16 protein-coding genes and 2 pseudogenes are annotated in these 20,331 nt (G+C 41.0%); 17 read left to right on the top strand and 1 reads right to left on the bottom strand.

Annotated features, from left to right (window positions below):
- Positions 1 to 13: 13 nt before the first annotated feature.
- The 14 genes and pseudogenes from rsiW (at position 14) to AAGG74_RS19500 (ending at position 15,313) form a co-directional block, all read left to right on the top strand.
- Positions 14 to 640, top strand: a complete 627-nt coding sequence (gene rsiW / locus AAGG74_RS19435) for an anti-sigma-W factor RsiW (protein WP_162103144.1) — start codon at positions 14 to 16, stop codon at positions 638 to 640.
- A gap of 161 nt (positions 641 to 801) precedes the next feature.
- Positions 802 to 1,623 carry a diadenylate cyclase CdaA gene (gene cdaA, locus AAGG74_RS19440; RefSeq protein ID WP_162103143.1) on the top strand — a complete coding sequence of 274 codons (822 nt, stop codon included), beginning with the start codon at positions 802 to 804 and terminating at the stop codon, positions 1,621 to 1,623.
- Positions 1,616 to 3,049 carry a CdaA regulatory protein CdaR gene (gene cdaR, locus AAGG74_RS19445; RefSeq protein WP_225493958.1) on the top strand — a complete coding sequence of 478 codons (1,434 nt, stop codon included), beginning with the start codon at positions 1,616 to 1,618 and terminating at the stop codon, positions 3,047 to 3,049. The genes cdaA and cdaR overlap by 8 nt, the downstream gene beginning before the upstream one ends.
- Positions 3,050 to 3,067: 18 nt before the next feature.
- The gene (glmM, locus tag AAGG74_RS19450) at positions 3,068 to 4,414 is read left to right on the top strand and encodes a phosphoglucosamine mutase (protein WP_429676884.1); all 1,347 of its coding nucleotides are present in this window, start codon (positions 3,068 to 3,070) and stop codon (positions 4,412 to 4,414) included.
- A 418-nt stretch (positions 4,415 to 4,832) separates the two neighbouring features.
- Complete coding sequence (glmS, locus tag AAGG74_RS19455) at positions 4,833 to 6,635, top strand: glutamine--fructose-6-phosphate transaminase (isomerizing) (RefSeq protein WP_162103140.1); 1,803 nt, start codon at positions 4,833 to 4,835, stop codon at positions 6,633 to 6,635.
- A 534-nt stretch (positions 6,636 to 7,169) separates the two neighbouring features.
- Positions 7,170 to 8,678: an NADH dehydrogenase subunit 5 gene (locus AAGG74_RS19460; RefSeq protein WP_429676885.1), complete on the top strand. Its 1,509-nt coding sequence runs from the start codon at positions 7,170 to 7,172 to the stop codon at positions 8,676 to 8,678.
- A gap of 14 nt (positions 8,679 to 8,692) precedes the next feature.
- Entirely contained in the window at positions 8,693 to 11,308 is a 2,616-nt protein-coding gene (locus AAGG74_RS19465; protein ID WP_429676886.1) for a DUF2309 domain-containing protein, read from the top strand.
- Between the two features lie 76 nt (positions 11,309 to 11,384).
- Positions 11,385 to 11,934: pseudogene (locus AAGG74_RS19470) on the top strand (carbonic anhydrase).
- Positions 11,919 to 12,209, top strand: a complete 291-nt coding sequence (locus AAGG74_RS19475) for a DUF6407 family protein (protein WP_429676887.1) — start codon at positions 11,919 to 11,921, stop codon at positions 12,207 to 12,209. The pseudogene AAGG74_RS19470 and the gene AAGG74_RS19475 overlap by 16 nt, the downstream one beginning before the upstream one ends.
- A 45-nt stretch (positions 12,210 to 12,254) precedes the next feature.
- The gene (locus tag AAGG74_RS19480) at positions 12,255 to 12,617 is read left to right on the top strand and encodes a Na-translocating system protein MpsC family protein (RefSeq protein ID WP_225493952.1); all 363 of its coding nucleotides are present in this window, start codon (positions 12,255 to 12,257) and stop codon (positions 12,615 to 12,617) included.
- 269 nt (positions 12,618 to 12,886) lie between these two features.
- Positions 12,887 to 13,189, top strand: a complete 303-nt coding sequence (locus tag AAGG74_RS19485; protein ID WP_162103135.1) for an ArsR/SmtB family transcription factor — start codon at positions 12,887 to 12,889, stop codon at positions 13,187 to 13,189.
- Between the two features lie 131 nt (positions 13,190 to 13,320).
- On the top strand, positions 13,321 to 14,490 hold the full coding sequence (locus AAGG74_RS19490) for an MFS transporter (RefSeq protein ID WP_429676888.1): 1,170 nt from the start codon (positions 13,321 to 13,323) through the stop codon (positions 14,488 to 14,490).
- 76 nt (positions 14,491 to 14,566) lie between these two features.
- Positions 14,567 to 14,726 (top strand): annotated as a pseudogene (locus AAGG74_RS19495) (hypothetical protein); the annotation flags it as partial.
- Between the two features lie 245 nt (positions 14,727 to 14,971).
- Complete coding sequence (locus AAGG74_RS19500; protein WP_225493950.1) at positions 14,972 to 15,313, top strand: hypothetical protein; 342 nt, start codon at positions 14,972 to 14,974, stop codon at positions 15,311 to 15,313.
- Positions 15,314 to 15,491: 178 nt separating this feature from the next.
- Here AAGG74_RS19500 and AAGG74_RS19505 read toward each other — a convergent pair whose 3' ends face one another.
- Entirely contained in the window at positions 15,492 to 16,382 is an 891-nt protein-coding gene (locus AAGG74_RS19505) for a LysR family transcriptional regulator (protein WP_225493949.1), read from the bottom strand.
- 140 nt (positions 16,383 to 16,522) lie between these two features.
- Here AAGG74_RS19505 and thrC point away from each other — a divergent pair, with 140 nt between their 5' ends.
- Genes thrC through AAGG74_RS19520 form a run of 3 tightly spaced genes read left to right on the top strand, consistent with a single transcriptional unit; the run spans position 16,523 to position 20,294 of the window.
- Positions 16,523 to 17,824 (top strand): threonine synthase, encoded by a 1,302-nt coding sequence (gene thrC, locus AAGG74_RS19510; RefSeq protein WP_429676889.1) that lies wholly within the window; start codon positions 16,523 to 16,525, stop codon positions 17,822 to 17,824.
- On the top strand, positions 17,824 to 19,086 hold the full coding sequence (locus tag AAGG74_RS19515) for an ATP-grasp domain-containing protein (RefSeq protein WP_429676890.1): 1,263 nt from the start codon (positions 17,824 to 17,826) through the stop codon (positions 19,084 to 19,086). The genes thrC and AAGG74_RS19515 overlap by 1 nt, the downstream gene beginning before the upstream one ends.
- A complete protein-coding gene (locus tag AAGG74_RS19520; protein ID WP_429676891.1) occupies positions 19,071 to 20,294 on the top strand; it encodes an MDR family MFS transporter in 1,224 nt (407 codons plus the stop codon). The genes AAGG74_RS19515 and AAGG74_RS19520 overlap by 16 nt, the downstream gene beginning before the upstream one ends.
- Positions 20,295 to 20,331 lie beyond the last annotated feature (37 nt).

The following is a 20,331-nucleotide window of genomic DNA, read 5'->3' on the forward strand; positions in this document are numbered from 1 at the left end:
GTGGGGTGATGAAATGAGCTGTCCTGAACAAATTGTGCAGCTTATGCATATGCATCTTGATGGAGATATCCTTCCAAAAGATGAACAGATATTAAATGAACATCTGGAGACATGCGAGAAATGCCGAAAGCATTTTTACGAGATGGAAAAATCGATCGCGCTCGTCCGGAGCACATCGCATGTTGAAGCCCCCGCGGATTTTACCGCTAATGTCATGGCGAAATTGCCGAAGGAGAAGAAAAGAGCCTCTGTGAAAAGATGGTTCAGAACCCATCCTGTTATCGCAGCTGCTGCGGTATTCATCATTTTGATGGGCGGAGGTTTTTTTAACAGCTGGCATAATGACCAAAACTTCAGCGTATCTAAGCAGCCGAATCTTGTGGTGCAAAACCACATCGTGACTGTGCCGGAAGGTGAGACGGTCAAAGGCGATGTGACTGTTAAAAACGGAAAGCTGATCATTAAAGGCAAAATAGACGGGGATGTAACCGTTGTAAACGGCGAAAAGTATATGGCCTCTGCTGGACAAGTCACCGGTCAGATTGAAGAAATCAATCAATTATTCGACTGGACATGGTACAAGATGAAGTCTGCGGGTAAAAGTGTCGTCAAGGTATTACACTCGGATGAAAAAGAGTAAAGCGAACAGCCGCTTTGCTCTTTTTTTTTATGGGCAGAGAGGGGTGGCACATTTCACTTGCCAAATCGAAATGTGGTATAATGGGCTCGCTATGTAAAGTACATATGCGTAACACGTTAAACACAAAATACGAAATGACTGAATTCTTGGAGGACGAGGAAATGGCTTTTGAGGATATCCCTTTTTTGCAGTACCTCGGCAATGCCGTTGATATTCTCCTTGTTTGGTATGTGATATATAAATTGATTATGGTGATACGCGGCACGAAAGCGGTTCAGCTGTTAAAAGGAATTGTCGTGATCGTGCTTGTCCGTATGGCCAGCCAATATTTGGGCCTCAGTACGCTTCAATGGCTGATGGACCAAGCGATAACATGGGGATTTTTAGCAATTATAATTATTTTTCAGCCTGAGCTGAGAAGAGCGCTTGAACAGCTTGGCCGCGGGCGCTTCTTTTCAAGGAGCGGCACACCTGTAGAGGAAGCGCAGCAGAAAACGATTGAAGCCATCACGAAATCAATCAATTATATGGCGAAACGACGTATAGGTGCCCTGCTGACCATAGAACGGGATACCGGAATGGGAGATTATATTGAGACTGGCATCCCTTTGAATGCCAAAGTCAGTTCAGAGCTTTTGATCAATATTTTTATCCCAAACACCCCGCTTCATGATGGTGCGGTGATCATGAAGGATAATGAGATCGCCGCCGCTGCGTGTTATTTGCCGCTTTCTGAAAGCCCGTTCATTTCAAAAGAACTGGGCACGCGGCACAGAGCAGCTGTCGGGATCAGTGAAGTAACAGACAGTATGACAATTATTGTGTCTGAAGAGACCGGCGGCGTCAGTGTGGCGAGGAATGGCGATCTTCACAGAGAACTGACGGAAGAAGCGTTGAAAGAAATGCTTGAAGCCGAGTTTAAGAAAAACACCAAAGACACTTCTTCTAACCGCTGGTATTGGAGGGGTAAGAAAAATGGATAAATTCTTAAACAACCGCTGGGCTGTGAAAATTATTGCGCTGCTTTTCGCGCTCTTGCTTTATGTGGCGGTTAATAGCAATCAGGCACCAACCCCGAAAAAACCGGGTGAATCTTTCTTTCCGACATCAACGACTGATGAAGCAACACTGACTGATATTCCGGTTAAAGCGTATTATGATGATGAAAATTACGTTGTAACAGGTGTTCCGCAAACGGTTAATGTTACGATAAAAGGCTCGACAAGCGCCGTGAAAAAGGCTAGGCAGACCAAAAATTTCGAAATATATGCTGATATGGAAAATTTAAAAACCGGCACACATAAAGTCGAGCTTAAGGCTAAAAACGTGTCGGATGGGCTGACAATCTCAATTAATCCTTCTGTTACGACAGTGACCATTCAGGAACGGACGATGAAAAGTTTTCCTGTAGAAGTGGAGTACTACAATAAAAGCAAGATGAAAAAAGGCTATTCTCCAGAGCAGCCGATTGTCAGTCCGAAACATGTGCAGATTATAGGATCTAAAAATGTAATTGATCGTATTTCTCTTGTGAAAGCCTCAGTGAACTTGGAAAATGCAGATGAAACGATCGAAAAGGAAGCGAAAGTGACTGTCTATGATAAAGATGGAAATGCGCTTCCTGTCGATGTGGAGCCCTCTGTCATCAAGATTACCGTTCCAGTGACAAGCCCGAGTAAAAAACTGCCCTTTAAAGTTGAACGGACGGGAAGCCTACCTGACGGTGTCAGCATAGCGAATATTGAATCCAACCCCAGTGAGGTAACGGTTTACGGCTCGCAGGATGTGTTGGATTCTCTTGAATTTATTGACGGTGTCAGCTTAGATTTAAGCAAAATCAACAAGGATTCCGATATCGAGGCGGATATTCCGCTTCCTGACGGCGTTAAAAAAATCTCGCCGTCAAAGGTAACTTTGCATATAGAAGTAGATAGTGAAGCGGATCAGAAGTTTGAGAATGTGACGATCAAGACTGTAGGATTGAGCAGCTCGCAAAACATTGAATTTTTAGATCCTGCATCGCAAGCGTTAGACGTGACGGCTAAAGGCTCTCCCGCAAATATAAATAAACTCAAGAAATCAGATATTGATTTGTATGTGAATGTTTCAGATTTAAATGACGGGGAGCATAGCGTAAAGCTTGAAGTGAATGGACCTCAAAATGTAACCTGGTCCTTGGCTCAAAAGAACGCCAGAATTAAGCTGACGTCTAAAAAAAGCGATACTAATGATAGTGGCAATACATCAGGGAAACAGGATGACACAGATAAGCAAACGAATGACCAAGATAACAACAAGCAAAAAGACACAACGAACAATGATAAAAACAGCAATGATCAAAAACAAGACGAAGATCAAAAACAGGGTGAGGATGAATCTGCTGCAGATTCACAATCATCATCAGAATAAAAAAGGAGCGATTATAAAATGGGCAAGTATTTTGGAACAGACGGTGTAAGAGGTGTCGCTAATAGTGAGCTTACACCTGAGCTGGCCTTTAAAGTCGGACGTTTCGGCGGATATGTTTTGACAAAAGACAAACAACGTCCAAAAGTGCTGATAGGCCGCGATACACGTATTTCCGGCCATATGCTGGAGGGAGCCCTTGTCGCCGGACTTTTATCTATTGGCGCAGAAGTCATGCGTTTAGGTGTCATTTCTACACCTGGTGTATCTTATTTAACGAAAGCGATGGATGCTGAGGCAGGCGTCATGATTTCTGCTTCTCACAACCCAGTGCAGGATAACGGCATCAAGTTTTTCGGGGGAGACGGATTTAAGCTTTCTGACGAACAGGAAGATGAAATTGAACGCCTGATGGATGAATCGGAGGATAAGCTGCCAAGACCGGTAGGGGCCGATCTTGGGCTTGTAAACGATTATTTTGAAGGCGGACAAAAATATCTGCAATTTTTAAAACAGACAGCGGATGAAGATTTCACAGGCATTCATGTGGCACTAGACTGTGCGCATGGTGCAACGTCATCGTTGGCGACACACCTGTTTGCTGATTTAGATGCAGATGTTTCAACGATGGGGACTTCTCCGAACGGGTTAAACATTAATGATGGCGTCGGATCAACTCATCCTGAAGCACTCAGCGCGTTTGTCAAAGAGAAAAATGCCGATCTCGGCCTTGCATTCGATGGTGACGGCGACCGCCTAATCGCTGTCGATGAAAAGGGAAATATCGTTGACGGCGACCAAATCATGTACATATGCTCAAAATACCTGAAATCAGAGGGCCGTTTAAAGGATGATACAGTGGTTTCAACGGTAATGAGCAACCTCGGCTTCTATAAGGCCCTTGAAAAAGAAGGCATCAAAAGCGTGCAGACGGCTGTCGGTGACCGTTACGTCGTAGAAGCGATGAAAAAAGACAGCTACAATGTCGGCGGTGAGCAGTCAGGGCATCTTATTTTCCTTGATTACAACACGACAGGCGACGGATTGCTGTCTGCTATTATGCTGATGAATACTTTGAAAGCGACCGGCAAGCCGCTGTCAGAGCTTGCGGCTGAGATGCAGAAGTTCCCCCAGCTATTGGTTAATGTGAGAGTGACTGATAAATATAAAGTCGAAGAAAACGAAAAAGTAAAAGCTGTTATTTCTGAAGTTGAAAAAGAAATGAACGGTGACGGCCGGATATTGGTACGTCCTTCAGGCACTGAGCCGCTCGTTCGCGTAATGGCTGAAGCCAAGACGAAAGAATTGTGCGATGAGTATGTCAATCGCATTGTTGAAGTCGTCCGGTCAGAAATGGGATTAGAGTAACGAAGTCTATTTTTAGAGCGAACAAGACAAGCGAGATTTACATATGATAATTGTGAGACATACGGCAAGGTTGTTTAAAAAAACAATTGACCGTTTATGTCACATGCTGTAAAATCAAGCTTGTCTTGTGCTTGTTTTAAAAGACGGGATGATTGTTTCACCTATAATAATAGCGCCCGAACTAAGCGCCCGAAAAAAGGCTTAGTTGACGAGGACGGAGGTTATCGAATTTTCGGCGGATGCCTCCCGGCTGAGTGTACAGATCACAGCCGTAAGGATTTCTTCAAACCAAGGGGGTGACTCCTTGAACAAAGAGAAATCACATGATCTTCCAAAAACATGTAGGAGGGGACGGTTGAAAGTCCCCTTGAATTTTGACTTTCTTCGTCTCCTTTTACAATCTTAGGAGGAAGAAAATATGTGTGGAATCGTAGGTTATATCGGTCAGCTTGATGCGAAGGAAATTTTGTTGAAAGGGTTAGAAAAGCTTGAATACCGCGGATATGACTCTGCCGGTATCGCAGTTGCCAACGATCAGGGAGTCCATGTGTTCAAAGAAAAAGGACGCATTGCGGATCTTCGTGAAGTTGTGGATGCCAATGTAGAAGCGAAAGCTGGAATTGGCCATACTCGTTGGGCAACACACGGCGAACCAAGCTATCTGAACGCCCATCCGCATCAAAGCGCACTGGGCCGCTTTACACTTGTTCATAACGGCGTGATCGAGAACTATGTTCAGCTGAAACAAGAGTATTTACAAGATGTAGAGCTCAAAAGTGACACCGATACAGAAGTAGTTGTTCAAGTAATCGAGCAATTGGTCAATGGAGGTCTTGAGACAGAAGAAGCGTTCCGCAAAACACTTACACTGTTAAAAGGTTCTTATGCGATTGCTTTATTCGACAACGACAACAGAGAAACGATTTTTGTAGCGAAAAACAAAAGCCCTCTATTAGTCGGTCTTGGAGATACATTCAACGTTGTAGCATCTGATGCGATGGCAATGCTTCAAGTAACCAACGAGTACGTAGAGCTGATGGATAAAGAAATGGTTATCGTCACTGATGATCAAGTTGTCATCAAAAACCTTGATGGTGACGTCATTACGCGTGCTTCTTATATCGCTGAGCTGGATGCAAGTGATATTGAAAAAGGTACGTACCCTCACTACATGTTGAAAGAAACGGATGAGCAGCCTGTTGTTATGCGCAAAATCATCCAAACGTATCAAGATGAAAACGGCAAACTGTCTGTGCCCGGCGATATCGCTTCCGCTGTAGCGGAAGCAGACCGTATCTATATCATTGGCTGCGGAACAAGCTACCATGCAGGACTTGTCGGTAAACAATATATTGAAATGTGGGCAAACGTGCCGGTTGAAGTGCATGTAGCGAGTGAATTCTCTTACAATATGCCGCTTCTGTCTAAGAAACCGCTCTTTATTTTCTTATCACAAAGCGGAGAAACAGCAGACAGCCGCGCAGTTCTTGTTCAAGTCAAAGCGCTCGGACACAAAGCGCTGACAATCACAAACGTACCGGGATCAACGCTTTCTCGTGAAGCTGATTACACATTGCTTCTTCACGCAGGCCCTGAAATCGCTGTTGCATCAACGAAAGCATATACTGCACAAATCGCAGTTCTAGCGGTTCTTGCATCTGTGGCTGCTGAAAAAAGCGGCATCGATATCGGATTTGATCTCGTCAAAGAACTCGGTATTGCTGCAAATGCAATGGAAGCTCTTTGCGACCAAAAAGACGAAATGGAAATGATCGCCCGTGAATACCTGACTGTATCCAGAAACGCTTTCTTCATCGGACGCGGCCTTGACTACTTCGTATGTGTCGAAGGCGCCCTGAAACTGAAAGAGATTTCTTACATTCAGGCTGAAGGCTTTGCCGGAGGAGAACTGAAACACGGCACAATTGCCTTGATCGAACAAGGTACACCAGTATTCGCCTTGGCAACACAAGAGCACGTAAACCTAAGCATCCGCGGAAACGTTAAAGAAGTTGCCGCTCGCGGTGCAAACACATGCATCATCTCACTGAAAGGCCTAGACGATGCGGATGACAGATTCGTACTGCCGGAAGTAAACCCAGCGCTTGCTCCGTTGGTATCTGTTGTTCCATTGCAGCTGATTGCTTACTATGCTGCACTGCATCGCGGCTGTGATGTTGATAAACCGCGTAACCTTGCGAAGAGTGTTACTGTGGAATAAAGTGTTTTAACCCCTTTGGTTACTTTAGCCAAAGGGGTTTTTTGTCCATCTATCGTTTATAAGTGAACAAATTGTCCGTATTCCAACGCCAAATTTGAATCACGCTGAATTAGCATATGAGTTATAGTTGACAATGTTTAAAATTTAGCATATCTTATACTTAACTTAATAATCGGCGCAGATGTTTATTAAATAATTAGGCCTTTAGCATTCTTTTAATATTTTATTTTAAATCTTGAAAGCATGAAAAAGGACCCTAATTACATAAGTCGATATATTTTATATGCAAGGTACTAAATGAACGACGATTTTGTTCCTTTAGACGGAACTTAACATATTGTATAAAGTAAAATGACCAATATTAAGGTAGCTCTTCAAAAAACTTTGTTGAAGTTAGTTGAAGTGAAGCCGACAATTTTCGAGACTCAATGATTAAGATTATCATTGTGTTTTGAAGTTGTCGGCTTTTTTTATTGAAAAAATACGTTACTAAATATTAAATATCAGGGAAATTTCACCTAGGGGAGAATTTAAATGTTGTTTTCGCTTCATTTGTCATCATTATTTTTTATTATGCTTATTGTTTCTGGGTTAAGCGGCCTATTGTTTTTACATCCGCGAGTGCCCTTGAGTTATGTCCGCATTCATATTGGTATCTTGGCTTTACCGCTTTTGTTTTCCTTCCTGCTTCTTGCTGATAGTAGTGTGAATGGAGATATTGGTCCTTGGCACTTAGATTCCTTAGCTTGTCTAATGACTTTCTTTGTTCTTGCAATTGGTTTCGTCATTCAGCGTTTTTCTGTACGTTACTTACTGGGAGATCGTTCTTATCGAAAATATTTTGCGCTTTTTACTTTTACTACAGGTGCTGCTTCAATGACATGGTTAAGTGGCGATCTCCGCTTGATGGTTATGTTCTGGGGAGCAACTCTTATCGGTTTAACCTTACTTATCAGGTTAAACAGTGCTTGGCATGTGGCTAGTGAAGCGGCCAAGATTTCTGGCCGGTTATTTTTGTTAAGTTGGTTTTCTTTGTTTTTCGCGATGATTTGGCTTTTTCAAGTCACAGGTCAATGGCGGTTATTCTTAATTTTAACAAATGAAGGTTTAGGTCATTTGGGGATTTGGGAGAGAACAGGAATTCATTTACTAATTGTATTAGCAGTGATCATTCCTGCAGCTCAATGGCCTTTCCAACGATGGTTAATTGAGTCTATTGTTGCTCCAACTCCTGTTTCTGCGATTATGCACGCAGGTTTAGTAAATGCCGGCGGAATAATACTAACTCGATTTTCACCTCTATTTCATGGAGGTATAGCATCATTTATTTTACTTCTGCTTGCTGGTATTTCCGTATTGATTGGAACTGGTATTAGTTTAGTTCAGGTTGACTATAAACGCCAGTTAGTCGGCTCTACGATTGCGCAAATGGGGTTTATGCTCATTCAGTGTGCATTAGGAGCCTATGTAGCAGCCATTATTCATCTTATTTTACATGGTTTATTCAAAGCTACGTTGTTTTTACAGGCTGGTTCAGCAGTACAGCGTCATGAAGGATCGGTGAGCACTAATGAGAGATCAACCTATTTATGGATCATGGCTGGTCGTACGTTAGCCTTAGTGATAGGGGTTGCTTTTTGGCTCGCTGCTCCTGGAGAGGGGTATCAACTCATTAGCGCGCTGATCTTAGGATGGTCATTGTCTGTTTCTTGGACTCAGCTCGTAGCTTTTGGAAAGGGGAAAATGGGCCGAATTGTTGGCTTAACATTTTTAGGAGCAACAGCCCTCGTATATTTTATCATTCATAACCTTTTCTATCATTGGCTGCATACAACCGTTTTACAAAGTGTTCAACCTCCAATGTCAGCTGTCATCATTGTCGTATGTCTATTGCTATTTGGCGGTGCTTTAGGTGCATGGGTTGCTCGTCAACGTTCTTCTGTTTTCTCTGCGGTACTCTATCTTTGGTTAGTGCGGTTAGGAGAAGCAAAACCAAAGACAGTAGAGAGTCACCCAGACTACCTTAAACAATATTTATCATAAGGAGCTAATCTGAGATGGGCATGACATCCGTATTAACGAAAGAAAATATAAAAAAGAAAAATACAGATACTGAGATTCAAGAAAGTGACCTTAACGTTTTCATTCAGTCTGCCAGCCGAGTGATTGCGCCGCTTTGGCCTATTTCTGCATTTGCTGCCCGCAATCCATGGATGGGGCTTGAAAACCAACCTTTTGATCAGGTGATGAGCTGGTTGAAAAACACTCGTGATGTTGATATATACCCTAGTGCGTCTATGATTCGTTCAGCAAGGAATAAAAGTGAGATTGATGAAGAGTTTGTGGAACTGGGACTGCAGAGCTGGCTTGATTCACATTCCTTTACCATCCCGCGGGATGCAGCAGAGCGATTTTGCCGTGCTGGTTTAAAGTTAGATCCATTGCCGTCCAATCTCTTATCATCACATGAGCTGGAGAAATTGGTGAATGAATGCAGCGGATTGGATCATGTCGAGAATGTTTTTATGCAGCCGATCAGTTCTTATATAAAGAATCAAGATGGTGAAAGGTTAGTCAACATACTTGATCAGCATGTTATTAAGTGGAGTAAATTATATCTTGATGATTCTCAAGCCGGTTGGACAATGCCTAATCGTGAGGAAGGATTCTATCGTGCCTGGCAGCATCTTATTCAATACGATCCAGCACTTCTTAAACAGGAGCGTAAAAGATTAAAAGGTTGGCCGCAAGAGGCACATATGGCTTTACAAGAATCATTATCCGCATTGGAAATCCCAGCATCAGAAATCCAGACTTATCTTGAAGGTCATTTGCTTTCCTTGCCTGGATGGGCAGGGATGATGCTTTGGCGCTCCCAGCAATCGAACCATGAACGTTCACTCCTAACAGAATATTTAGCGGTTCGAATATCCATGGAGTGTGCTCTTATAAAGCCGTATTTGCCTTTGAAAAATGAGCGGTCTGAGAAAAAGCTTTCGATTACGCCCCTTTTAGCAGCTTGGATTCATTGGGGAGGCCTTACATTAGAGGAATGGTCGCAGATGCCGGCCAGTGAACGAAACGAATATGTAACATTTGCCTATCGTTTTGATGAAAAACTCCGCAGAAAACTTTGGCTGGAAGCTTGGGAACAAACATACACAGATCGATTAAGCCAGAAGATTATTTCGAAACAACGAAGAAACAACGATAAAAAGTCTGCATTAGCTCAATTAGCATTCTGCATTGATGTACGATCAGAACCTTTTCGTCGTCATCTAGAAAAAGAAGGGCCGTTTGAAACGATTGGTATGGCCGGTTTTTTCGGGTTGCCGATTGCAACCTGTGAACTTGGCAGTAAACACAGTCATGCCTCCTTGCCGATTATTCAAAAACCGCAACATAAAATAAAAGAGTTTGCAGATGAGAACATGCTCGAAAAATACAACCAACGCAAGCAAACGGTTTATTCCATAAGCTATACATTTAAAACGATGAAACAGAATGTACTTTCGAGCTTACTTCTGCCTGAGCTAAGCGGGCCTTGGCTTAGTCTGCAAATGGCAGCACGCAGCTTTGTGCCAAGAAAAGCGGGCCGTTTCATTCGTCATCTCCGTGAGACTTGGTTGCGCAAACCTGATACAAAACTCTCGCTTCATTATGATGATACAGAGGCAGAAATACCTGTGGGTTTTACTGAAGAAGAAAAAGTGAACTATGCCCGCCAAGCTTTAAAAATGATGGGGATAACAGATCATTTCGCACCATTAGTCGTGATATGCGGGCATGGAAGCCAAAGTACGAATAATCCTTATGCGGCAGCTCTTGACTGTGGTGCTTGCGGCGGAGCGGCCGGCGGATTCAATGCAAGAGTTTTAGCTGCTTTATGTAATCTTTCAGAAGTAAGAGAAGCTCTTTTCACTGAAGGAATTGCAATCCCTGAGGATACGGTGTTTGCAGCGGCTGAACATTATACAACGGTAGATGAATTACATTGGCTTTATGTACCAGAGCTTTCTGAAGCTGCACAAGAAGCGTTTCAACAAATTGAAGCTGTTATGCCGAAAGTGAGACATCATGTAAACGCGGAACGTCTGGCCCAATTGCCGAATTTCCAATCGAAACTTAAAAACCCGAAGGCTGAGGCACACCGATTTGCGGAAGATTGGAGTGAGATACGTCCTGAATGGGGACTTGCTCGTAATGCATCTTTTATAATCGGCCAACGTGAACTAACTCAGGATTGTGATTTGGAAGGAAGAGCCTTTCTTCATAATTATGATTGGAAGCAGGATGAAAACGGTGATCTATTGGCAAATATTATTGCAGGACCTGGAACTGTGGCCCAATGGATTAATTTACAATATTACGCCTCGACGGTAGCACCCCATTATTACGGCAGCGGAAATAAAGCGACTCAAACTGTTACTGCAGGTCTCGGCGTGATGCAGGGGAACACAAGTGACTTGTTAACAGGACTGCCTTGGCAATCCGTCATGAAATCAGATCACGAGGCTTATCATTCTCCTCTTCGTTTATTGATTGTTATTCAAGCGCCGAGAGAATACGTAGAACGGTTATTAAATCATGACCCAGTATTTCTGCAAAAAGTGAAAAATGGTTGGGTTCGACTGGCTAGTATTGATCCAGAAGGAAGTTGGGAAAGCTGGTAACGATTCATATAAACATTTATCAGATAGCTTCGCTACTCCATATAAAAATGATAAACAGAAAGAAGAGGTGTGCTGTATGATTGTAAATAAAAAAGTATTATTTTTGACGGACATTGAAAACGGCTTGGAGCCTATATTGCAAGAAGTGACTGACACTCCAGCGGAAAATATGCTGACGATACAAAGTTATGGTGCCCGTATCTCACACCCTTATGGAGAAATCATGAGGTCTGTTATCATTGCCATTTATCAGGAAAACGTCGAGGAAGTTTTTGTTGTAGGAACAAAAGATAAGAGGACTTCTAGAGGTAATAAACTAACTCAACTTAAAACAATGAAAGACAAAATACAAACATTGGATTATCTTTTCCAACATTGCAAGCCTGAATTTTTAGGCGGTACGGTCGATGATTGGTTAAATGAAAACAACAATGACTGTATTGAAAAAAGTGTTGATATCATTCGGAAACATCCACTAGTGCCGTCAAATGTTAAAGTTAAGGGTTTAATCGTTGATCATAAAGATGGAGAATCCTCAATTGCGGAGGTTCCCGCTATTAAAACTGCGTCAAGCCTTACCTGATTATTGCTTGTCATCCAAGGAGAATGTATGGGAACTAATTTAACTGATTTTATCACGAGAACAATAGAGGAAATGAGTCCGTTTGATCGTGAAAATAAGGAATGCTTAAAAACAGTAATGAGAAAAGCGATTGATTTTTATCATTTCACGTCTTATGAAGAAGTTGAGAAAAATCATTTTGGAAGCGTTCGGTTTTTGCATATACACTCTATGATAGAAGAAAATATGTTATCTAAAATGATAGTGGTCTTAAGAAACGGTAAAACTGATTTGGATATTGAAGGTGTATATGAAGGACATGTGATAAGAGAATATTAATGAGACGATATAATAAATAGAATATGCTCAGGAGATGTTTTATATATGAGGAAGTCGAAAGGTTTTATTGAATCAGAGATCAGCAAGACCATTACTCAATGGGAAAAGGATTATCTTGGTCGCGGGTCTGTATCTGTTAAAACCGACATACTGCGAGATATGATCATTGTGAATTTACAAGGAATTTTAACACCGGCTGAATACGCAGTTTGCGGATCAAAAGAGGGGATGTTATCTATCAAACAAACTCGTTCGGAGTTAGTGGAATCAGGGATAGAAGAACTTAAGGATATTATCCTGACGATAACCGGAGAAGAAGTGACAAGTTTTCATACTGATTTAAGCTCTCTGACGGGTGAACGAGTGATGGTATTTAAATTGTGTAATGATTTGGAGAAGACTCTTTGATGAAAGAGGTTGAAAGCTGATTAAATATAGTCAACTCAGAAGTTGTGCCATCAAAGCGGACGCCAAGAGTAACAAAACCGCAGCCGGGTTCCCAAAAACGTACAATAACATAAGCCAATTTCTAAAGCTTTAGCGGAAGCAGAAGTTTTTTGGCGTTTGATACGCTGTCTTTAATTTCATTTCACAGAATGAGTCAGAAATAAGTTTAAAAAAGCTATTCACCAAAAAAGTGATTTGACATATCGTGATATAACGATATAATGATTCGTATGGAACCAATTGAAGTATTCAAGGCCTTATCAAATGAATCAAGGTTGAAAATTTTACAATGGCTGAAGGAGCCTGATCGTCATTTTGCACCCCATGAAGGGATTGATATGAACTCAATCGGGGTATGTGTCAGTCAAATAACCGACAAATTGAAAATGACCCAATCGACGGCTTCTCAATATCTTACCATCCTTTTAAGGGCAGGTCTGATTAAGGCCGAACGAATCGGAAAGTACACGTATTACAAAAGAGATGAAGAAGCCATTGGGAAACTTGCTGACTTTCTTAAAACAGAGATATAAAAATAAACATCAAAAGATGTTTATTTTTATACTATACATATCGACATATTGCGATTTATTTATTTTTTGAATTAACGAATCGATATTTCGTGATATGTTGTTTTATTAATGATAAAGGAGTGAATATTTTTATGGCTAACACTTGGAAAATTTATATTTTAGCCATTGTCAGCTTTTTAGTTGGAACCTCAGAGTACATCATTTCCGGAATTTTGGATCAGATCGCTCATATACTCGGGATCACCTTGGCTGCCGCGGGTCAGCTTATTACGATCTTTTCACTTGTATACGCTCTTTCCACACCCATACTTATGGCTTTGACAGCAAGAGTGGATAGACGCAAATTGATGATGTATGCCCTCGGTTTGTTTGTATTCGGCAACATCTTGGCCCTTGTCCTGCCTGGTTATGGATGGTTTATTGCAGCGCGGATCATGATGGCGGTGGGAGCAGGTGTGGTGGTTGTCACCGCACTAACAATTGCCGCTAAGATTGCATCGGAAGGGAAACAAGGCAGTGCCATCGCTACTGTTGTGATGGGATTTACCGCTTCTTTAATCATTGGTGTTCCGCTTGGAAGAATGATAGCAACAGCATTCGGCTGGAAGTCTGTATTTGGTGCAATTGCTTTGTTGGGATTGATCGCAATGATCGTTATATTTTTGACTCTTCCGCATACTGAAGGGGATAAGCCTGTACCCTTGCTTCAGCAGCTTGCTCTTTTCAAAAAACGGAAAGTGGCGATGGGATTATCAATCACTTTCTTCTGGCTCGGGGGATATTCTGTTGCTTATACCTATCTGTCACCGTATCTCTTGAACATTTCAGGAATAAGCGGCAAACTGCTTAGCGGTGTCTTGCTTATATTCGGTATTGCGAGTTTGGTTGGATCGAAGTTTGGGGGATATAGCACAGACAGATGGGGAGTGCCCTTCACACTTGTTGGCGGGATGACATTGCACATTATTACATTGATTCTGCTGTCACTTGTCACCCATTCCTATATCGGAGTGTTGTTGATTCTCATATTATGGTCGTTTGCCGCATGGTCCAGCGGTCCGACACAGCAATTTCATCTGGCTACAATAGAACCGGAAATGTCAGGTGTTTTGCTCAGCATGAATCAGTCCATGATGCAACTCGCCATGGCAGCCGGTGCAGGAATAGGGGGAGTTTTTGTAGAAAACGTATCATTGGCTTCGATTACCTGGGTTGGCGCGATAGGAGTGATGATTGCCATTATTGCATCATTGATGATTTTTAATGCACAACCGAAACAGATTCCTGAAAATGTAAATTAGTAATGCGATGCTTTCATTTCAACAAATCTAACATCCGCTCGTAATCCAAGCGGGTGTTTTTTATTATGCTCAATCAGGCACGATTGTCTTGATCGGAAAAAGTACTTAAGTGTTCGCAATGGCAACACAGCACGTAACCCAGTATTCGCGGGAATGTCAAAGACATCATCTTTCTGAAAGAGCAAAACGATGCGGATGACAGATGCGTACTGCCGGAAGTAACTCCAGTGCTTGCTTCTGATCGCGCTATGCTGTACTGCATGCGACTGTTGTGTTTGATAAGCCGTGTACTCACTCAAGGCTTCTGCTCTCTTGATAAGGATCTCAAATTTTATCATCTTCAACTATTACTTTTGTATCTTCAGTTATCATGTACCCATTTCATTATAGTTATAATATACTAGGAATGAGAAATAACGGTATGAGCGAGTCGGCCTACCGCTTTTTTCCTGTTAGATTATGACTTTAAGGAAGTGTCATTGTGAATCAAGAGACGTACATTGAAATTAGCAGGACATCGCAGTACATCAATAAATTGAGAGGCTATTCTGTGGAAATTGATGGAGCTGAAATGGGAAATATTAAAGATGGAGGGAGGCTGCGAATTGATTTGCAGCCTGGTGAACATATTATTCAAGTGAAAATTGCTTGGTGTACAAGCCAAACATTGAGGTTTACTTTAGCAGAAGGAGAAGCATTGAAGTTTAGATGCGGAAGTCCGCTCAGGGGATGGAAGTTGCTTTTGGTGCTGTTTTCTGTTTTAGGCAGACCTGAGCATTATCTGTTTATTGAGCAGGAGGAAGAAAAAAAGGCTTTGCGGTGACTTTCCAATAGAATAATGTTTTTGGATATATAAGATAGTTTACTAATCCAGATGAAGCGTTTATTTTTAGATTCAATAAAATGAGTTGAAATTGTAAATAAGACCTCTTTGGTTAACAGACCAAAGGGGTCTTATGGTCATAAAAATAACATGCGTTCTTTATGATAAAGAAATAAGATTATTCCATTTTATCTTCTCTTATCAATTCAATAAAATTAAATGCTGTTGTCGAGATGACATCATCATTTCTCCAGCATAGCGAAATAGGGTTAGTAACTTCTACATGTTCCACATTAATTCTTTTCACATCTCCTCTTGATAAATAACTATTGACTTCAAGAAAAGAAACAAATGTTACGCCGTATCCCTCTATGACAGTGTTAATGGTTTCATTTAGTCCGTTCATTTGTAATCCGGTACATGGCTTATTCACATTGAAAAGGTTGCATAAAGAGAACAATAACTCCCTAGAGAAACTCCCTTCCTCACGAAAAACAAACGGTTCTTTTACCATTTCCGCTAGCGAGATGGTTTGTTCTGCATATTTATGTTTGTTATTAGAAATAAATAACATTTCATCCTCCAATAATAATGAACTGCTAATGTGTTTATTAAATGTCCTGTTTCCGCCAATAATACCGATGTCAGCTTTATAATTTACTAGTTGATTTATGGCTTCTGTTGAGTTGAGTGTGGTAACTTCTACATCGACATCAGGGTATTCTCTTTTAAATCGGCTGATCCACTTGGGGAGTAAAAAATTAGCTGGCAAACTAGTTGTCACGATATGCAGTGTTCCTACAGAGCCTTCTTTTATATGTTCCAGATAGGATTCAATCTCATGTTGGAGCGAAAATAATCTTTTTGCTTGTTTAGCAAGCTGGAGCCCTGTTTGCGTTAAAAAGACTCCTCTTCCTCTAGGGTGAAACAAAGTTAGTCCTATTTCTTTTTCTAGTTTTTTAATCTGAGCTGTTACAGCCGGCTGACTTATATTTAGTTTTTTTGCGGCGCCTGTGACATTTCCTTCCTCAGCTACAGTGTAGAACAGCCTCAATGCATGAAGATTCACCGTTCATCTCTCCATTCATAAAAAATAATTATGATTACAAAAAATATATATATTAGAAATTTCCATTTGTCTATATTATTATAAATCCACATATAAATACTTTATAGGTGGTGAGAGGACAGTTTGATGTCTAGTAAAATATGAAACTAATTTGTATTGACTGTGGCCAAGAAATGTCTCCTGATGATTTTAAGTATCAATGTTCTTGTGGTGGACTGCTAGATATTGTTCATGATTTTTCTCATTACGATACCGATTTTTTAAAGCATGTATTTCATGAACGTCTATCTGAACGCATGTCTGTTTTTGCAAGCGGAGTTTGGAGATATAAAGAACTTATCTATCCAGACTTGCCTGTTGAGAGCATCGTTACAAAATATGAGGGGAACACAGGGTTATACCGCTCTGAGATGCTATCGGCATATACAGGGGTTAGACATGTATATGTAAAGGCGCAAAGTGAAAATCCCAGCGGCTCGTTTAAGGATAACGGCATGACTGTTGCTGTTTCACATGGCAAACATTTAGGTTATGAAAAATACGCTTGTACTTCTACTGGAAATACTTCTTCATCATTGGGAATGTATGCTTCTCTTGCAAATGCTTCCTCCTACGTTTTTGTGCCGAATAAAGAAATTTCAATTAACAAAGTATTACAGACAGCTGCTTACGGCGGAAATGTATTCAGTATTCCGGGAACTTATGATGACGGGATCAAGTTTTTGGAAAAGTATAGCAGTGATTTTGGTTTTTATATATGCAATTCTATTAATCCTTTCAGAATTGAAGGCCAAAAGAGCATTATTTATGAGATCGCTCAATATCTAGACTGGCAATTGCCTGATTGGATTATTGTTCCTGGGGGTGCTCTTAGCAATGCGACGGCTTTAGGGAAAGGGCTCCGTGATTTATATGCTCTGCACTTCATAGACAAGATACCTCGGGTAGCCATCATACAAGCAGAGGGCGCCAGTCCATTTCATCAAATGATTAGTGAAAAGAAAGAAACCCTTGATCCAGAACCATTTCCGTATACTAGAGCTTCTGCATTGAATATAGGAAATCCTCCTAGCTGGAAAAAAGCAAAAAAGGTGTTGGAAGATACAAATGGAATCACTGTTTCTGTTACAGACGAGGATATTCTTGATGCCAAAGCAATAATCGACAGAACAGGAGTGGGCTGCGAGCCTGCCTCTGCTTCGACTGCAGCAGGACTCCGCCAATTGAGGTCACAGCAGATAATAGACAAAGATGAATCAGTTTTGTGTATTTTAACGGGCAATATCTTAAAAGATACTGGGGCTCTTCACGATTATCACTTTGGCAAAGAGTTGAACGGCAAGTTTAAAAACAATATTAAATCTGTCGAGTTGCAATTTGAAAAGGTGAAATCAGCGACGGAGTCGATTCGTGATGTAAATGGTTTATTAAAGAGTCATTGATGAACCAAAGACAGTACAAGAGAGGAGGAAAAGCGATTAGCACTTTAATACTGAATAAAACCTCATATTCTAAATCTCCATATGATTTATGGCTGAAGGATTTAGAAGAACCTATTGTCATGCTAACGTCAACTGAACGATTGAACGAATGTAAAAACTATGATCAGATCGAGTCATTTGATGAGTACCCCATTAATGGATGTATTGAAATCAGAGCGCTGGAGTTACATGAAACATATAGATTTCATACGATCATTGCAATGTCTGAGTATGATCTTTTAAGAGCAGGTAAACTCCGGACTCATTTAGGAGTGGAAGGACAGTCTTATGAGAGTGCATTATTATTTCGGAACAAAGTGTTAATGAAGCAGCGTTTGGAAGAAGCAGGGGTTCCTGTTCCTCCTTATCGGAAAATTGAATCTTCGGTTGACCTGTACCTTTTTGTACAGCAGTTTGGTTTTCCTGTAGTCGTCAAGCCAATAGACGGATCGGGATCTGTCGGTACAAAGGTGCTGAAAAATGAATCAGACTTGATGAAATATCTATCTAAAGGACTCAGTGAAAATATGGAAGTGGAAACGTTTGTTGAAGGTGATATGTACCATATTGATGGGATGTTGATAGATGGACATATGACATTAAATTGGCCCTCTCGGTATATAAACGGATGTTTGGCTTTCCAAGAGGAACAATTTTTAGCCAGTTATCAGCTTGGTGCTGACAATCCATTGACCTCCAGACTAACGGACATTGTTGAAAAAGCGCTAAAGGCGCTGCCATCTCCAAAAACAACTACTTTTCACGCGGAAGTGTTTCATACTCCGGATGATAAGCTAGTGTTTTGCGAAATTGCCAGCCGGACTGGAGGTGGGTTAATACGTGAGGCTACACAGCAAGGATTTGGTTTTGACTTGAATGAGGTTTGCGTGAAAAAACAATGCGGCTTGTCCTATGATATTCCAAATGATTCACAGCTTAAAAGAGGGCCGAAACAGTTAAGCGGATGGATTTTGATTCCTCCTAAACATGGGCGGCTGGTCAAAGTTCCTTCAATTCCTTTTGAGAATTGGGTAACAAAGCAAAAGATATCTGCTAAAGAAGGGGAGATTTTTCAAGGTGCTTCTTCTAGTGTAGATGTGGTATCAAGTTACTTAATCAAAGGGGATTCGGAAGATGTACTGATTAATAGAATTCATCAAGTTGCCTCATGGTGCAGTGAACATATGATTTGGGAAGGCCAATCAACGTGGTCTCTCAAATAAGAGAGTTTTTCGGATTACATCCGGTCATTAAGTTTCTGCTTGTGGGAACTCTTGTCACAAAAGCAGCAAAATCAATGACAACGCCGTTTTTGGCTATTTATCTCCATCAAGAAACAGGAGAGGGTTTCGGTGTCATTGGCTTGGTTATTGGCTTGGGATATTTTGCAACTACGATAGGCGGAATCATTGGCGGCACCCTCTCTGACAGAATCGGCAGAAAAAGTGTTATGTTATGTTCCATTTTTATTTGGAGTATTGTTTTCTTTCTTTTTGGCATTGTTCATACCATTTTATGGTTCAGTGTGTTGAATATTTTAAGCGGTCTGTGTCATTCCTTTTTCGAGCCGGTTTCGAAAGCTTTAATGGTTGAATTAGCGGATAACAAGAAGAGACTCAGTATTTTTTCTTTACGGTATTTGGCTATTAATGTTGGTGGTGCTTTAGGCCCGCTATTAGGAACATACCTGGGACTTGTGAGCAGCGGAACTCCTTTCACGATTACTGGCGCGGTATACCTTTGTTATGCTCTTTTATTATTTATTATGATGAATAAATTGCTTTTGAAACATAAAAGAAATTCAAAAAAAGAATTTCATTTGTCGTTTATTGTAAAGACGCTAAAAAAGGATGTTGCTCTTCGTTATTATATAGCAGGCGGGATATTCTTGTTATTTAGTTATTCTCAGATGGAGAGTACCTTGCTTCAGTACCTCAATCTTGATTTCGTAAACGGCGTGAAGATTTTCTCAATTTTAATAACCATTAATGCTGTAACTGTCATTATATTGCAGCTGCCATTAACACGGCTTTTTGAGAGATATAAATCAATGACAACAATTTCTGTTGGAACCGGGTGTTGTATCATCGGGAATATTGGTTTTGCTTTCTCAACCGGTTGGCTTACTTTCTGTATTTCTATGTTTATATTAACGATGGGCGAAATCCTATGTTTTCCATCAATGAATGTTTTAATGGATGAGTTGGCCCCTGACAGTATGAGGGGAGCTTATTATGGAGCGCAGAATTTTTATAATATAGGCGAGTTTATAGGCCCGTGGCTTGGAGGCATGATCCTCAGCCTTTTTGGCGGAAGAACAATTTTTTTAGTTGCAGCTTTGTCGATCTGTTTTGCCTTAACAGCATATCGTATCGGAAACAGAAAGCATAGATTCATTCAATTTTATGAAGCTGAGATTATGAATAAATAATCATTACTTATTTCATTCATGTAAGGGGAGAATTGGA

This window comes from Bacillus mexicanus (genome assembly GCF_050445615.1).
Lineage (GTDB): Bacteria > Bacillota > Bacilli > Bacillales > Bacillaceae > Bacillus > Bacillus mexicanus.

Coding starts and splice junctions, on each gene's coding strand:
- thrC (WP_429676889.1), top strand. CDS start 16,523: ATGAAACTAATTTGTATTGACTGTGGCCAAGAAATGTCTCCTGATGAT.
- AAGG74_RS19485 (WP_162103135.1), top strand. CDS start 12,887: ATGGAACCAATTGAAGTATTCAAGGCCTTATCAAATGAATCAAGGTTG.
- AAGG74_RS19465 (WP_429676886.1), top strand. CDS start 8,693: ATGGGCATGACATCCGTATTAACGAAAGAAAATATAAAAAAGAAAAAT.
- rsiW (WP_162103144.1), top strand. CDS start 14: ATGAGCTGTCCTGAACAAATTGTGCAGCTTATGCATATGCATCTTGAT.
- AAGG74_RS19475 (WP_429676887.1), top strand. CDS start 11,919: ATGGGAACTAATTTAACTGATTTTATCACGAGAACAATAGAGGAAATG.
- AAGG74_RS19515 (WP_429676890.1), top strand. CDS start 17,824: ATGAACCAAAGACAGTACAAGAGAGGAGGAAAAGCGATTAGCACTTTA.
- AAGG74_RS19480 (WP_225493952.1), top strand. CDS start 12,255: ATGAGGAAGTCGAAAGGTTTTATTGAATCAGAGATCAGCAAGACCATT.
- AAGG74_RS19490 (WP_429676888.1), top strand. CDS start 13,321: ATGGCTAACACTTGGAAAATTTATATTTTAGCCATTGTCAGCTTTTTA.
- AAGG74_RS19460 (WP_429676885.1), top strand. CDS start 7,170: ATGTTGTTTTCGCTTCATTTGTCATCATTATTTTTTATTATGCTTATT.
- cdaR (WP_225493958.1), top strand. CDS start 1,616: ATGGATAAATTCTTAAACAACCGCTGGGCTGTGAAAATTATTGCGCTG.
- cdaA (WP_162103143.1), top strand. CDS start 802: ATGGCTTTTGAGGATATCCCTTTTTTGCAGTACCTCGGCAATGCCGTT.
- glmS (WP_162103140.1), top strand. CDS start 4,833: ATGTGTGGAATCGTAGGTTATATCGGTCAGCTTGATGCGAAGGAAATT.
- glmM (WP_429676884.1), top strand. CDS start 3,068: ATGGGCAAGTATTTTGGAACAGACGGTGTAAGAGGTGTCGCTAATAGT.